Source organism: Streptomyces sp. NPDC057963, from assembly GCF_042887155.1.
GTDB lineage: Bacteria > Actinomycetota > Actinomycetes > Streptomycetales > Streptomycetaceae > Streptomyces.
In genome coordinates this window covers 29247-42448 of record NZ_JBHVPX010000038.1, presented here as the reverse complement: position 1 = coordinate 42448, position 13202 = coordinate 29247, and the positions used below count along the sequence as shown (strand labels likewise).

Sequence of the window (13202 nt, the reverse complement as noted above, 5' to 3'; positions counted from 1 at the left end):
GACCGGGGCGGGCGTCCTGGTGGAGGGTTCGAGCGTCGGGACGACCGGCCGCGTGGACCGCGCCGCGACGACGACAACCGAAGCGGCGGATTCCGCCGCGACGACAGCCGCGGCGGGGGTTACCGCGGGCAGCGTGACGACCGTGGTGGCCGGGGCGGTTACCGAGGGCGTGACGACCGTGGGGGGTACGAGCGGCGCGAAGACCGTGACCGCGAGCCCATCAAGCGGCTTCCGATTCCGGACGACGTCACCGGTGACGAGATCGACAAGGACGTGCGGCAGGAGCTGATGAGCCTGCCGAAGACCCTGGCCGAGGACGTTGCCAGGAACCTCGTCATGGTGGCGCGGCTGATCGACGAGGACCCCGAGCAGGCGTACGCGTACTCGCGGATCGCCCTGCGGCTGGCCTCGCGGGTCGCTGCCGTGCGTGAGGCGGCCGGGTTCGCCGCCTATGCGACGCAGAAGTACTCGGAGGCGCTGGCGGAGTTCCGGGCGGCGAAGCGGATGACCGGTTCCGTGGAGCTGTGGCCCGTCATGGCGGACTGCGAGCGTGGACTCGGGCGGCCCGAGCGGGCGATGGCGATGGCCGGTGAGCCCGAGGTGCAGAAGCTGGACAAGGCCGGCCAGGTCGAGATGCGTCTGGTGGCTGCGGGAGCCCGCAGGGACATGGGGCAGATCGACGCCGCCATCGTCACTCTGCAGAGCTCCGAGCTCGCCTCCAACGCCGTGCACCCGTGGACTCCGCGGCTGCGTTACGCCTACGCGGACGCGCTGCTGGCGGCGGGGCGTGAAGACGAGGCGCGTGAGTGGTTCGGGAAGGCGCTGGAGGCCGACAAGGACGGCGCCACCGATTCCTCGGACCGTCTCGCCGAGCTGGACGGTGTCGAGTTCGTCGACGCCCTCGGTGAGGACGAGAACGAGGCCGAGAACGAAGCCGAGAACGAGGACGAGAACGAGGACGAGAGCACGAACGACGTCGCGCATGGCGACGAGCGCACGGGCGAGGACGGTCCGTCCGAGGCGTGAGGCATGAGAAAGAGGGCGGCACCCCGGAAGGGGGCTGCCCTCTTTCTCGTTGTCGGAGGGCGTCAGTCGAGGGTGAGGCTCCGCAGGACCAGGCCGGTGGCCGGCTTGGGGCCGAAGGAGGTCGACTTGCGGGGCATGGTGACGCCCTGTCGGGCGAGGTCCCGGACGACTTCCTCGCGTACCGGATGCATCAGGACCGCCGTGGCGTTGTGGCGTTCGGCCTGTTCGACGGCGGCCGCGGTGTCGTGGATGTACGCGATGTGATCCGGGGTGTCGGGGATCTGCCAGACGTGGTCGAGCAGAGCCGCGTGCAGGACCGTCGCGTCGAGGGTCTGCCAGGCGGTCGGACGGTCGGCCGGAATCGTACGGTGCAGAAGTCCGGAGTCGGGGCGGTCGATGAGGTGGAAGCCGCCGTCGCCCGCGAGCAGGAACGCGTTGCCTTCGGCGGCCGCCTCGGCGAGTGCCGCCATGGCCTCGGGGAGCGAGCCCTTGATGCCGCGGATGCGGAAGAGGCCGTTCAGCGTGGCGAGGGCGTCGTCGACGGGGAGGCGGTGCAGCAGTCGGTGGATGGCGCGGACCCGGAGCGGGTAGCGGCGCGTGTCGACGAGGAGGACCAGGCCGAAGTCCCAGGGGCCGGGCGCGGTGTGCTCCTGCTGGAGGCGGAGGTAGGTGGCCCAGCGGTGGTGGCCGTCGGCGATCAGGGCCTGGTGGTGGGCGAGATCGGTCTCGATCTCGGCCCGTTCGGCCGCGTCGGTGACCGCCCAGAGGCGGTGGCTGTAGCCGTCCTCGGTGGTGGTGGCGAGCAGCGGCGGGCGATCGACGGTCCGCTCGATGACGGCGGTCGCGCCCGTGGCGTCGCCGTCGCTCCGGTAGGTGAGCAGCAGCGGTTCGAGGTGGGCGGCCGTGGTGCGCATCAGGTCGGCCCGGTCCTCGACGACATGGGCCATCACGTCCTCGTGCGGGAGGACTATGCCGTCGGCGGGGGCGGAGAGGGCCAGCGCGCCGACGATGCCGCGTTGCAGGATCTCGGCGTCGCGCTGCTCGTAGACGTACAGCGCGGGCTCCGAATCGGGGGCGAGGATGCCCTCGGCCAGCCAGCGGTTCAAGGTCTCGGCGGCCTGCGCGTGGCGGGCCGCGGCGGTGTCGGCCTGCGGCAGGATCAGCCGCACGATGTTGTGCGGATCTGCCGATTCCAGGTGGTGCAGCCCGTCGGGGCGCACCACGACGTCGTACGGCGGTGAGGTCACCGCGGCGAGACTGCCGACCCGCTCGGGGACGTACCGCAGCCCACGGAACGGGATCAGACGCAGTCCCTGACCGGCCGGACCTGATGTGTTCATTTCTGCATCGTATGTGCGCAGGCGGGATGCGCGATGATCGGGACAGAAGCATGGGATGAGGAGCGCAAAGAATGAGTCAGGCGAGCAGGACCAGGCCGGGCGGCAGCAGCACCGCTTTGAGCGAGGCGTACGACACGGCGCTGCTCGATCTCGACGGGGTGGTGTACGCGGGCGGCCACGCGATCGTCCACGCCGTCGACTCGCTGGGGGCGGCTCGGGACGGCGGAATGCACCTGGCGTACGTGACCAACAACGCCCTGCGGACCCCGGCCGCGGTGGCCGAGCATCTGACCGAACTGGGTGTCCCGGCCTCGCCCGCCGACGTGATCACCTCGGCGCAGGCGGTGGCCCGGCTGATGGCGGATCAGCTGCCCGCCGGGGCGCGGGTGCTGGTGGTGGGCGGCGAGGGGCTGCGCGTTGCGCTGCGGGAGCGCGGCCTGGTGCCGGTGGAATCGGCGGACGACGAGCCGGTCGCGGTGGCGCAGGGGTACGGCGGGCCCGATATGGCGTGGGGGCGGTTCGCCGAGGCGGCGTACGCGATCGCGCGGGGGGTGCCGTGGTTCGCGTCGAACACGGATCTGACGATTCCGAGCGCCCGAGGGATCGCGCCGGGAAACGGTGCGGCGGTGGAGGTCGTGCGGATCGCGACCGGGGCCGAGCCGCAGGTCGCCGGGAAGCCGTTGCCGCCGATGCACCGGGAGACGGTGCTGCGGACCGGGGCCGCACGCCCGCTCGTGGTGGGGGACCGCCTGGACACGGACATCGAAGGGGCGTTCAACGGCGGTGTGGACTCCCTGCTGGTGCTCACCGGGGTGACGGACGCGGCGCAGTTGGTGGCCGCCGAGCCGAAGCACCGGCCGACGTATGTGGACGCCGATCTGCGGGGGCTGCTGACCGGGCAGCCCGAGGTGACGCGGACGGGCGACGCATACGGCTGTGGCGGCTGGACGGCGTCGGCGCGCGGTGACGGCCTGGTGCTGGAAGGGGACGGGGACGCGCTCGACGGGCTGCGAGCGCTCTGCGGGGCGGCGTGGTCGTACGCCGGAGAGGGCTCGTGCGGGCTGGACAGCGGGAAGGCGGTCGCCAGGCTGGGGCTGTAGGGCGGTCGCCGGACTTTGGCCGCGGGGCGGGCGGCTCCCCGTGAGCCCGGCCCGCAGCTGCCAGGTCATCGACGATCCGGAGACCGGGACGCCGCTGGTGGTGCCGGCCGCGCGTCGGCCGCGGAGCGGCGGAGCGGGTGTGCAGGGCGAGGCGTCCGCCGGGGCCTCCGCCAGGGGCTGACCACGCTGCCCGCCTCCGGGCTGCCCCCGGTCACCGGACGGACGGGCGAGGCGGCCCAGGGCGGGCCAGTCGGGTGCCGGCTCGGGTCAGGACGGCCGGGAGGAGGCCCGTCCCGCGGCTACAGCAGCGTCCGGAGTCTCAGCAGATCGCGGAAGCCGGCCTCCAGCCGGACCCGGCCGGAACCCCACGCCTTGGCGAAGTTCAGCTCGCCGTTCACCATCGCCACCAGGTCGTCGCCGGTCATCGCGAGCCGGATCTCGGCCTTCTCCCGGGGCGGGCCCTCGACCGTGTCCAGGACCTGGATCCGGCCATTGGCCAGCCGGCCGGTGAAGGTGATGTCGAGATCCCTGATGTGGCAGCTGAGGGAGCGGTCGAGCGCGGCGGCGCTGCGTACGTCGCCGTCGGCCCCCGCGAGGTTGTCGGAAAGTTCGTCGAGTGCGCTGCGGCACTCCGCCATGGTCGCCATCGTGATCGACGGTACCGCAGCCCTTCGCGGTAGCGTTTCCCGCATGAGCGACTCGATGCCGGGGCCCGGGACGGCGGCCGGAACAGCGCCCGCGGCGAGGGCGCAGACCCCGTCCGCGGAAGACCCGTCCGGCGAGGGCGCGGCCCCGTCTCCGGCCGCCGCGCCCCCTCCCGACCCCGCCGCACCCGCGCCCCTCGGCATCGGACGCACCCCCACCGGCAACGCCGAGGTCGATGCGCGGCTGGAGCGTCTCGCCGATGCGGACCACCTCCCGGCGGACGGGCACATCGAGGTGTACGAGGATGTACACGGCGGGCTGCGCGACGCGCTGACCGCGCTGGATGCCAGGCCCGCCCCCGCCCCCGCACCGGTACCCGCACCGATGCCCTCGTACGACAACAGGAGCTGAACCGAACGTGGCAGGAGTGGCACGACGCCGCCTCGACGCCGAGCTGGTACGCCGTAAGCTCGCCCGCTCGCGAGAGCACGCGAGCCAGTTGATCGCCGCAGGGCGGGTGACCGTCGGCGGCAACACCGCGACCAAACCCGCCACCCAGGTCGAGACCAGCGCCGCCGTCGTCGTGATCAAGGACGACAGCGACCCCGAGTACGTCTCGCGCGGCGGGCACAAACTCGCGGGCGCCCTCGCTGCCTTCGTACCCCTCGGACTGACGGTCGAGGGGCGGCGGGTACTGGACGCCGGGGCCTCGACCGGCGGCTTCACCGACGTACTGCTGCGGGCCGGAGCCGGCCATGTCGTCGCCGTCGACGTCGGCTACGGGCAGCTCGCCTGGTCCCTCCAGTCCGATGAGCGCGTCACCGTCAAGGACCGTACCAACGTACGGGAGTTGACTCTGGAGGCCATCGACGGAGAGCCGGTCGACCTGGTGGTCGGCGATCTGTCGTTCATCCCGCTGGGTCTCGTCCTGCCCGCCCTGGCGCGCTGCGCGGCCCCGGACGCGGACCTGGTCCTCATGGTCAAGCCGCAGTTCGAGGTGGGCAAGGAACGGCTCGGCAGCGGCGGTGTGGTGCGCAGCCCCGAACTGCGGGCCGAAGCGGTACGGGAGGTGGCGCGCCGGGCCTGGGCGCTGGGTCTCGGAGTGCGGGGGGTGACGGCGAGCCCGCTGCCGGGGCCCTCGGGAAATGTCGAGTACTTTCTCTGGCTGCGGGCCGGAGCACCTGAGCTGGATCCCGCGGATGTCGACCGTGCAGTGGCGGAGGGGCCTCGTTGACGACGAATGCGGCACGAACTGTCTTTCTTCTGGCACATACGGGCCGTCCGGCCGCCATCCGCAGCGCCGAGCTGGTCGTCCAGGGACTGCTGCGCAGTGGCCTCGGGGTACGCGTACTGGCCACCGAGGCGGCCGATCTGCCGCTGCCGCCGTCCGTCGAGACGGTCACGGACACCTCGTCGGCGGCCGTGGACGGCTGCGAGCTGCTGGTCGTGCTCGGCGGGGACGGGACGCTGCTGCGCGGCGCCGAGCTGTCCCGGGCCTCCGGGGTGCCGATGCTCGGCGTCAACCTCGGCCGGGTCGGCTTCCTCGCCGAGGCCGAGCGCGACGACCTGGACAAGGTCGTCGACCGGGTCGTCACCCGGGCGTACCAGGTCGAGGAACGCATGACCCTGGATGTCGTCGTGCGCAGCAACGGCGGCGTCGTCCACACCGACTGGGCGCTCAACGAAGCGGCCGTGCAGAAGGTGTCGCCCGAGCGGATGCTGGAGGTCGTCCTGGAGATCGACGGCCGGCCGGTGACCGGGTTCGGCTGCGACGGGATCGTCTGCGCGACCCCGACCGGATCGACCGCCTACGCCTTCTCGGCGGGCGGTCCCGTCGTCTGGCCCGAGGTCGAGGCGCTGCTGATGGTGCCGATCAGCGCCCACGCGCTGTTCGCCAAGCCGCTGGTGACCTCGCCCACCTCGGTGCTCGCCGTCGAGGTCCAGCAGCACACCCCGCACGGAGTGCTGTGGTGCGACGGGCGCAGGACCGTGGAGCTGCCCGCGGGCGCGCGGGTCGAGGTGCGGCGCGGCGCGGTGCCCGTACGCCTCGCGCGGCTGCACCACGCCTCGTTCACGGACCGGCTGGTGGCGAAGTTCGCACTGCCCGTCTCGGGGTGGCGGGGCGCGCCGCACTGACCGGCGGACATGGTCCCGGACGCGGTGCGCGTGCTTCAGGAGCACACGGGAGAGTGACCCCCGGGGGGCGGGGTCCGTCGCACATCGGGGCCCGGACCTCGTAAGGTCATGTCCGTGTTGGAGGAGATGCGGATACGGTCGCTCGGGGTCATCGACGACGCGGTGGTCGAGCTGTCGCCCGGTTTCACCGCGGTGACGGGCGAGACCGGCGCGGGCAAGACCATGGTCGTCACCAGCCTGGGGCTGCTGCTCGGCGGGCGTGCCGATCCCGCCCTGGTACGGATCGGGGCCAAGGCCGCGGTCGTCGAGGGCCGGATCACGGTGGCGGAGGGCGATGCCGTGGCCCTGCGGGCCGAGGAGGCCGGGGCCGAATTCGACGACGGCGCGCTGCTGATCAGCCGGACCGTTTCCGCGGAGGGGCGCTCCCGGGCGCACCTCGGCGGCAGATCCGTGCCGGTGGGGGTGCTCGCCGAGCTCGCCGACGAACTCGTCGCCGTGCACGGCCAGACCGACCAGCAGGGGCTGCTCAAGCCCGCGCGGCAGCGGCAGGCGCTCGACCGGTACGCGGGCGACGGTGTCGCCGTGCCGCACACGAAGTACGCGGCGGCCTACCGGCGGCTGCGGGCCGTCGTCACGGAGCTCGACGAGCTGACGACACGCGCCCGTGAACGCGCCCAGGAGGCGGACCTGCTGCGCTTCGGGCTGGGCGAGATCGCCGCGGTCGAACCACTGGCGGGCGAGGACGCCGACCTGGCCGCCGAGGCCGAGCGGCTCGGCCATGCCGAGGCGCTCGCCTCCGCGGCGGCCCTCGCCCACACCGCGCTCGCGGGCAACCCGGAGGACCCGGAGGGCGTCGACGCGACGACTGTGGTTGCGGCCGCCGGGCGGTCCCTGGACGCCGTACGCGCCCACGATCCGGCACTGGCCGCGCTCGCCGACCGGATCGGTGAGATCTCGATCCTGCTCGCCGACGTGGCGGGCGAACTGGCCGGGTACGCCGACCAGCTGGACGCCGATCCCCTGCGGCTCGCCGCGGTGGAGGAGCGGCGCGCCGCCCTCACCGGACTCACCCGCAAGTACGGCGAGGACATCACCGCCGTGCTCGCCTGGGCCGAGGAAGGGGCCGCCCGGCTCACCGAGCTGGAGGGCGACGACGACCGCATCGGCGAGCTGACGGTGGAGCGCGACGCGCTGCGCGCCGAGCTCTCCGGTCTCGGGCAGGCGCTGACCGACGCGCGTACGGGGGCGGCGGAGCGTTTCGCCGGGGCGGTGACCGCGGAGCTGGCCTCCCTGGCCATGCCGCACGCCCGGGTCTCCTTCGACATCCGGCAGACCGAGGCGGCCGACGAGGAGTCCGGCATCGAGATCGGCGGGCGGAGCGTGGTCTACGGGCCGTCCGGTGCCGACGAGGTCGAGCTGCTGCTCGCCCCGCACCCCGGCGCGCAGCCGCGGCCGATCGCCAAGGGGGCGTCGGGCGGTGAGCTGTCCCGGGTGATGCTCGCCGTCGAGGTGGTCTTCGCCGGCTCCGATCCCGTACCCACGTACCTCTTCGACGAGGTCGACGCCGGGGTCGGCGGCAAGGCCGCCGTCGAGGTCGGCCGGCGGCTCGCGAAGCTGGCCAGGTCCGCGCAGGTCGTCGTCGTGACGCACCTGCCCCAGGTGGCGGCCTTCGCCGACCGGCAGCTGCTGGTCGAGAAGACGGTCGACGGGGCGGTGACCAGCAGCGGGGTCACGGTCCTGGAGGGCGAGGACCGGGTACGGGAGCTGTCCCGGATGCTCGCGGGCCAGGAGGACTCGCAGACGGCACGGGCCCATGCGGAGGAGCTGCTGGCCGCGGCGCGGGCGGACGGGTAGCGGGCGCCACGCGGCCGCCCCGGGCGCGTGCTCGATCGCGGGTGGGCCCGGCCGGTGAGTGTGCTCGACCGGTGGGTGGGTCCGGCCCTTCGGGCCCGCCCGGTGGTCTGCGGGCGGAACGGCCGTCGGACGGGTCGGGCGGGCTGGGCGGGCCGGTGCGTAGCCTGGCCCGCATGGGAGCAGCATTCAGCAGGGCCGCCGTGTCCGGTGCCGTCGCCGCCGCCGTCGCGGGGTGTGTGTACCGGGCACTGCGGACCCGGCCGCGCGAGCGCTGGCAGCGCACCAACTACGCGGGTCGCACCGTCGATCTGTACGCGGGGCCGGCCGTCGCCCTCGGCGCGGCGGCCGGAGCGGCCGGCCTTCCCCTGCCGGCCCGCACGAGGTACGCCGCCGCCCTGGCCGTCCTCGCGGCGGGCGGCTGCGGCGCCTACGACGACCTCGTCGGTGCGGACGACCCGCGCCGCGGGTTCCGTGCCCATCTGGGGGCGCTGCGGGGCGGTGAGGTGACCAGCGGTGCGGTGAAGCTGTTCGGGATCGGGGCCGCCGGGCTCGTGGCCGGTGCCCTGCTCAAGGAGCGGCCCGTCGACCGGATCCTCGCCGGGGTGGTGATCGCGGGGGCCGCGCACCTCGTCAATCTGACGGATGTACGGCCCGCCGCGGCCGCCGCCACCGTGTTCGCCCTCGGGGCCGCGGGCCTGCCGTCCGGCGCGCTCGCCGCCGCACCGATGGGGGCCGTGGCAGCCCTCGTCGCCGACGACCTGGGGCAGCGCACCATGATCGGGGACACCGGGGCCCACGCCCTGGGCGCCGCGATAGGTGTCGCCGTCGTCGCGGGCCGCGGCCGGACCGGGCTCGCCGCTCACGCGGCGGTGCTCGTCGCGGCGACGGTGTACGGGGACCGGATCAGCCATTTCGCCCGGCGGCTGTCGGGACGCTGACAGGAAGCGGGGCGCACGCACGCGGCAACATCGCGCCGTCTCATCACCCGTGCGAGTGGTACACGATGGCCGGTTGCTGCCGTCCTCGCCGGAGCAGTGGCCGGACTGTGCCGGAACGTGCGTACGGACTGGCATCCTTGGCGGTGCCATCACCCCGACTCGGGACCCCCGGGAGCCATTCAACGTGTCACAGCTGCGTACGGTCCAAGTCCTGGGCGGCGGCAGCGCGGGCAGCAGCGCCCACGTCGGCTCGCTGGCCGCGGGGCTGGTGGCGAGAGGCGTGCACGTCACCGTCTGCGCCCCGGCCGAACTGGACCGCGCCTACGACTTCTCCGGTACGGGCGCCCGGTTCACCCCCGTACCGCGGCGCAGCGATCCCGCTGCCGTCGCCGCGCTGCGCACCGCCTGCCTGACGGCGGACGTGGTTCACGCGCACGGTCTGCACGCCGCCGTGCGCGCCGCTCTCGCGCTCGGCGGACGGCGGGTTCCGCTGGTCGTCACCTGGCACGCCCGCGCCCATGCCGAAGGCTCCCGCAGCCGGCTGGTCCACCTGATGGAGCGAAGGGCCGCCCGCGCGGCGGCGGTTGTGCTCGGTACGACCTCGGAGCTGGTCGACCGGGCGCGGCACCGAGGCGCGCGCGATGCCCGGCTCTCGCCGGTCTCCGCGCCGGTGGCGCACCCGCCCGCCCCGGTCCACCTGGACAAGGCGCGTGCCGAACTCGGTGCGGTGGGGCGGTCGTTGATCGTGTCGTACGGGAGTCTCGTGCCGCATCACGGATACGGCATGCTGCTCGACGCCGCACGGGTATGGCGCGGACTCGACCCGGCACCGCTGCTGATCATCGCGGGGGAGGGGCGGGAGCGGGCCGCTCTGCAGCGCCGGATCAGGGACGAGGAGCTGCCCGTGCGGATCGCCGGCGGCCGCGACGACATCGCGGAACTCCTCGCCGTCGCCGACCTGGCCGTGCTGTCCAGCCGGTGGGAGGCGCGCTCGGTGCTGGCCCAGGAGGCGCTGCGGCTCGGCGTTCCACTGGTCGCCACCGCGGTCGGAGGAGTGCCCGACCTCGTGGGGGGCGCGGCGGAACTCGTCCCGTACGGGAACGCGGAGGCGCTCGCGCGGGCGGTGGTCAGACTGCTCGGCGATCCGGAGCGGCGTGCGGAGCTGGTGGCCGCAGGGCGCGCACAGGCCGCGAGCTGGCCGACGGAGGACGACACGATCGCCCAAGTGCTCAGCGTCTACGACGAGTTGACACAGCCGTTGGCGGCATCCCGGACGAGGTGAGCGGGCTGCCCGTCGGACGGGTCCGGAGCTACGACGTGTGACGTCGGGCGCGCAGGGCCAGGCTCAGGGCCAGGACGGCCTGGGGGTCGTCCAGGTCGGTGCCGAGCAGCTCGCCGATGCGGGCCAGCCGGTTGTACAACGTCTGGCGGTTCAGGTGCAGTTCGCGTGCCGTCTCCGCCTTGCGGCCCGCGTGGGCGAGATACGTCTCCAGCGTCGGCAGCAGCGGGGGGCGCGAGGTGCGGTCGTGATCGCGCAGCGGACCGATCGCCCGGTCCACGAACGCCGCCAGATCCGGATGGTCCCGCAGCCGCCACAGCAGCAGATCGATGTCCAGGCGGCGGGCGTCGTACCAGGGCCGGTCGCCGAGGCCGTGCGCGGCCGTCGCCGTCTCCGCGGCGTGCCGCAGCCCCGCCCCGGCCGCCGCCCAGCCGCCCGCCACGCCCACCACCACGACCGGCGGGTGCGATCCGGCACGCTCCAGACCGGCCCGCTCCACACCGGCGCGCAGCGCCGCCGCGACCCGGTCCGCGACCGCCGTGCGCTCCGTCTCGGACCGCAGCCCCAGCAGCACCGGAACCCGGCCCTCCACGGGCCGCACACCGAGCAGCACCGGCACACCCACCGAGGAGAGCTCCTCCAGCACCGCCCGCGCCAGCAGCGCCCAGTTCCCCGACACGGACAACTCGGGGGCCAGCCGCATCACGACCGGCAGCAGCGGCATCCCACCCGGCTTGAAGCCCAGTACGCGGGCTTGCGCGGGCGCGTCCTCCGGCGTGATCCGGCCCTCCGCGAGATCGGTCAGGAAGTCGCCCCGGCCGCGCGCCGCGAGCTCCTCCTCCTGGCGGGCCTGCATCAGTACGACGGCGAGAATCCCGGCCGCCCGCTCCGCGGCCATCCGGTGCACGGTCACCAGCGGCCCGGACACGGCCAGCAGCACCAGCCTGGCCCGCACCGAACCGGTCCCCGGGCCGCCGCCCGGCACATCCACCAGCACCGAACCGGCGGGCGGCGACTCGCGGGCCGCCCGGTCGCCACGCATGCCCTCCCACACCTGGAGCGGATCGGCGGAGACCGGGCCGGAGGCGGGCCCCGCGGCATACAGCAGCTGGCCGTCCGCCGTCTCCAGGAAGACCGGATTGGCCGCGAAATCCGCGAGGATGCCCAGCACCTGGGGAACCCCACCACCGCCGAGGAGCGCCTCCGTGCACCGCCGGTGGACGTCCTCGGCCTGCCGCAGCAGCGCGTAGTGACCGTTGACGATCTCGGTGTGGATCTCCTCGGTCACCGTCACGAACGGCACCTCGCGGTGCAACTGCACCAGTGGCAGACCGGCCGCGCGGGCGGCGTCCACGATCGATGCGGGCAGCCTGCTGAAGCGCGGTCCGAGCTCCACCACCAGGGCGGCGATCTGGCGGTCGGCGAGCCTGCGGACGAAGGCACGCTGCTCCGCGGGGCGGGTACCGAGCCCCAGGCCGGTGGTGAGCAGCAGTTCGCCGCCCTTGAGCAGCGAGGCGATGTTCGGGACCTCGCCCGCGTGCACCCAGCGCACCGTACGGTTCAGCCGGTCCGCGCCGGTCACCACCTCCGGGAGCCCGCTGCGCAGCCCAGGCAGCTCAAGGGCCCGCTGCACGGTGATTCCGCCTTGGGTCTCCACTGGCTCTGGCCTCGCGTTTCCACTCGGGTCGGGCGGGCAGCCGCCCTGATTCACCCCTGATTCAGGAAGGTACCGGCCCGGGGCGCGGGAGGCGTCGTCGGGGAGCCGTCGGAGGAGTCCGCGGCCGGGGCCGCGGCGGCGAACAGCCGCTGTCGACCTGCCGGGGCATCGGGCCGCTGTTGACACGGGTCGAGGCCGCTGCGATCTTGTGACCGCCGCACGGTCCGGGCACGAGGGCGGAGCGGCACTCCTCCCCGGACACCGACCTGGAGCAGACGTGGGCGACGACGCAGCGGCGAGCGCGAACCGGGAGGGCCTTCCCGGCCCGCTTCCCGGCCCGCTTCCCGGCCCGCTTCCCGGCCCGCTTCCCGGCCCTCTGGTCGGGGCCGACTGGCTGGCGGTGCGGCTCGGTTCGCCCGGCCTGGTGGTCCTCGACGCCTCCGTGGGCGCGCACCGGGGCTCGGATCGGCGGATTCCCGGAGCGCGGCCCTTCGACATCGACGGGGCGCTGTCCGACTACTCGGGGCCGCTGCCCCACACGATGCCCGACGCCGGCCGGTTCACCGGCGAGCTGCGCGCCCTCGGGGTCCACGACGCCGACACCGTCGTCGTCTACGACCGCGTGGGCATCCACTCCAGCGCGCGTGCCTGGTGGATGCTGCGCGCGATGGGCTTCGACCGGGCCGCGGTGCTCGACGGCGGCCTGCCCGCCTGGGCCGGCGCCGGGCTGCCGCTGGAGAACGGCCGTCCCGCGCCCGACGCGGCACACGGCGACTTCACCGCCCGGCCGCGTGCGGGGCTGGTCGTCGGCAGCAGTGAGGTGGTCGCGGCCCTGGCCGATCCCCGCGCGGCCGTTCTCGACGCCCGGTCGAGGGAGAGGTTCTCCGGCGCGGTCGCCGAGCCGCGACCGGGGCTGCGCGCCGGCCATATGCCGGGGGCGCTCAATCTGCCCTTCGGCGAGCTCCAGCGCGACGGCCGGATGCGCCCGGCGCACGAGCTGCGCGCCGCGTTCGCCGCCCTCGCGGGGGAGCGGGAGCGGCTGTTCTTCAGCTGTGGATCGGGCGTCACCGCCTGCGTCCTGACGCTGGGGGCCGTGCTCGCGGGATACCGCGAACTGGCCGTGTACGACGGCTCCTGGAGCGAATGGGGACTGCCCTCGGAGCTGCCCGTCGTGACCGGCGCAGAGAGCGGCGGACCGCGGCGCTGACGCCGCGGTCCGTGCGCGAC

Annotated in this window: 12 protein-coding genes and 1 pseudogene; 10 read left to right on the top strand and 3 right to left on the bottom strand. The window is 74.2% G+C overall.

Going from position 1 to position 13202, the window contains the following annotated elements:
- The first annotated feature begins 288 nt into the window (after nucleotides 1-288).
- Nucleotides 289-1026 carry a tetratricopeptide repeat protein gene (locus ACFVT1_RS38915; RefSeq protein ID WP_389804980.1) on the top strand — a complete coding sequence of 246 codons (738 nt, stop codon included), beginning with the start codon at nucleotides 289-291 and terminating at the stop codon, nucleotides 1024-1026.
- A gap of 62 nt (nucleotides 1027-1088) precedes the next feature.
- Here ACFVT1_RS38915 and ACFVT1_RS38910 read toward each other — a convergent pair whose 3' ends face one another.
- Nucleotides 1089-2366 (bottom strand): DUF1015 family protein, encoded by a 1278-nt coding sequence (locus ACFVT1_RS38910; RefSeq protein WP_389804970.1) that lies wholly within the window; start codon nucleotides 2364-2366, stop codon nucleotides 1089-1091.
- A gap of 71 nt (nucleotides 2367-2437) precedes the next feature.
- Between ACFVT1_RS38910 and ACFVT1_RS38905 the strand changes: the two genes are divergently transcribed.
- Both ACFVT1_RS38905 and ACFVT1_RS38900 read left to right on the top strand, forming a co-directional pair.
- Nucleotides 2438-3466 carry an HAD hydrolase-like protein gene (locus tag ACFVT1_RS38905; protein WP_389804967.1) on the top strand — a complete coding sequence of 343 codons (1029 nt, stop codon included), beginning with the start codon at nucleotides 2438-2440 and terminating at the stop codon, nucleotides 3464-3466.
- Between the two features lie 58 nt (nucleotides 3467-3524).
- Nucleotides 3525-3647: pseudogene (locus tag ACFVT1_RS38900) on the top strand (ABC transporter ATP-binding protein); the annotation flags it as partial.
- A 118-nt stretch (nucleotides 3648-3765) separates the two neighbouring features.
- Here the strand turns inward: ACFVT1_RS38900 and ACFVT1_RS38895 are convergent.
- A complete protein-coding gene (locus ACFVT1_RS38895) occupies nucleotides 3766-4113 on the bottom strand; it encodes an SCP2 sterol-binding domain-containing protein (protein WP_389804964.1) in 348 nt (115 codons plus the stop codon).
- A gap of 43 nt (nucleotides 4114-4156) precedes the next feature.
- Between ACFVT1_RS38895 and ACFVT1_RS38890 the strand changes: the two genes are divergently transcribed.
- The 6 genes from ACFVT1_RS38890 to ACFVT1_RS38865 all read left to right on the top strand — a co-directional run bounded on the left by ACFVT1_RS38890 (nucleotide 4157) and on the right by ACFVT1_RS38865 (nucleotide 10321).
- On the top strand, nucleotides 4157-4522 hold the full coding sequence (locus ACFVT1_RS38890) for a hypothetical protein (protein WP_389804961.1): 366 nt from the start codon (nucleotides 4157-4159) through the stop codon (nucleotides 4520-4522).
- Nucleotides 4523-4529: 7 nt separating this feature from the next.
- Nucleotides 4530-5345, top strand: a complete 816-nt coding sequence (locus ACFVT1_RS38885; RefSeq protein WP_389804959.1) for a TlyA family RNA methyltransferase — start codon at nucleotides 4530-4532, stop codon at nucleotides 5343-5345.
- Nucleotides 5342-6247, top strand: coding sequence for an NAD kinase (locus ACFVT1_RS38880; protein ID WP_389804956.1), 906 nt, complete (start codon nucleotides 5342-5344; stop codon nucleotides 6245-6247). The genes ACFVT1_RS38885 and ACFVT1_RS38880 overlap by 4 nt, the downstream gene beginning before the upstream one ends.
- A gap of 108 nt (nucleotides 6248-6355) precedes the next feature.
- Nucleotides 6356-8101, top strand: a complete 1746-nt coding sequence (recN, locus tag ACFVT1_RS38875; RefSeq protein WP_389804953.1) for a DNA repair protein RecN — start codon at nucleotides 6356-6358, stop codon at nucleotides 8099-8101.
- A gap of 173 nt (nucleotides 8102-8274) precedes the next feature.
- Nucleotides 8275-9039 (top strand): hypothetical protein, encoded by a 765-nt coding sequence (locus tag ACFVT1_RS38870; protein WP_389804950.1) that lies wholly within the window; start codon nucleotides 8275-8277, stop codon nucleotides 9037-9039.
- Nucleotides 9040-9223: 184 nt separating this feature from the next.
- Nucleotides 9224-10321, top strand: coding sequence for a glycosyltransferase family 4 protein (locus ACFVT1_RS38865; RefSeq protein ID WP_389804947.1), 1098 nt, complete (start codon nucleotides 9224-9226; stop codon nucleotides 10319-10321).
- A gap of 28 nt (nucleotides 10322-10349) precedes the next feature.
- Here ACFVT1_RS38865 and ACFVT1_RS38860 read toward each other — a convergent pair whose 3' ends face one another.
- Nucleotides 10350-11975 carry a PucR family transcriptional regulator gene (locus ACFVT1_RS38860; RefSeq protein ID WP_389804944.1) on the bottom strand — a complete coding sequence of 542 codons (1626 nt, stop codon included), beginning with the start codon at nucleotides 11973-11975 and terminating at the stop codon, nucleotides 10350-10352.
- A 376-nt stretch (nucleotides 11976-12351) separates the two neighbouring features.
- Here ACFVT1_RS38860 and ACFVT1_RS38855 point away from each other — a divergent pair, with 376 nt between their 5' ends.
- The gene (locus tag ACFVT1_RS38855; protein WP_389804978.1) at nucleotides 12352-13182 is read left to right on the top strand and encodes a sulfurtransferase; all 831 of its coding nucleotides are present in this window, start codon (nucleotides 12352-12354) and stop codon (nucleotides 13180-13182) included.
- The last annotated feature ends 20 nt before the right edge of the window (nucleotides 13183-13202 follow it).

Coding starts and splice junctions, on each gene's coding strand:
- ACFVT1_RS38915 (WP_389804980.1), top strand. CDS start 289: ATGAGCCTGCCGAAGACCCTGGCCGAGGACGTTGCCAGGAACCTCGTC.
- ACFVT1_RS38910 (WP_389804970.1), bottom strand. CDS start 2,366: ATGAACACATCAGGTCCGGCCGGTCAGGGACTGCGTCTGATCCCGTTC.
- ACFVT1_RS38905 (WP_389804967.1), top strand. CDS start 2,438: ATGAGTCAGGCGAGCAGGACCAGGCCGGGCGGCAGCAGCACCGCTTTG.
- ACFVT1_RS38895 (WP_389804964.1), bottom strand. CDS start 4,113: ATGGCGACCATGGCGGAGTGCCGCAGCGCACTCGACGAACTTTCCGAC.
- ACFVT1_RS38890 (WP_389804961.1), top strand. CDS start 4,157: ATGAGCGACTCGATGCCGGGGCCCGGGACGGCGGCCGGAACAGCGCCC.
- recN (WP_389804953.1), top strand. CDS start 6,356: ATGTCCGTGTTGGAGGAGATGCGGATACGGTCGCTCGGGGTCATCGAC.
- ACFVT1_RS38870 (WP_389804950.1), top strand. CDS start 8,275: ATGGGAGCAGCATTCAGCAGGGCCGCCGTGTCCGGTGCCGTCGCCGCC.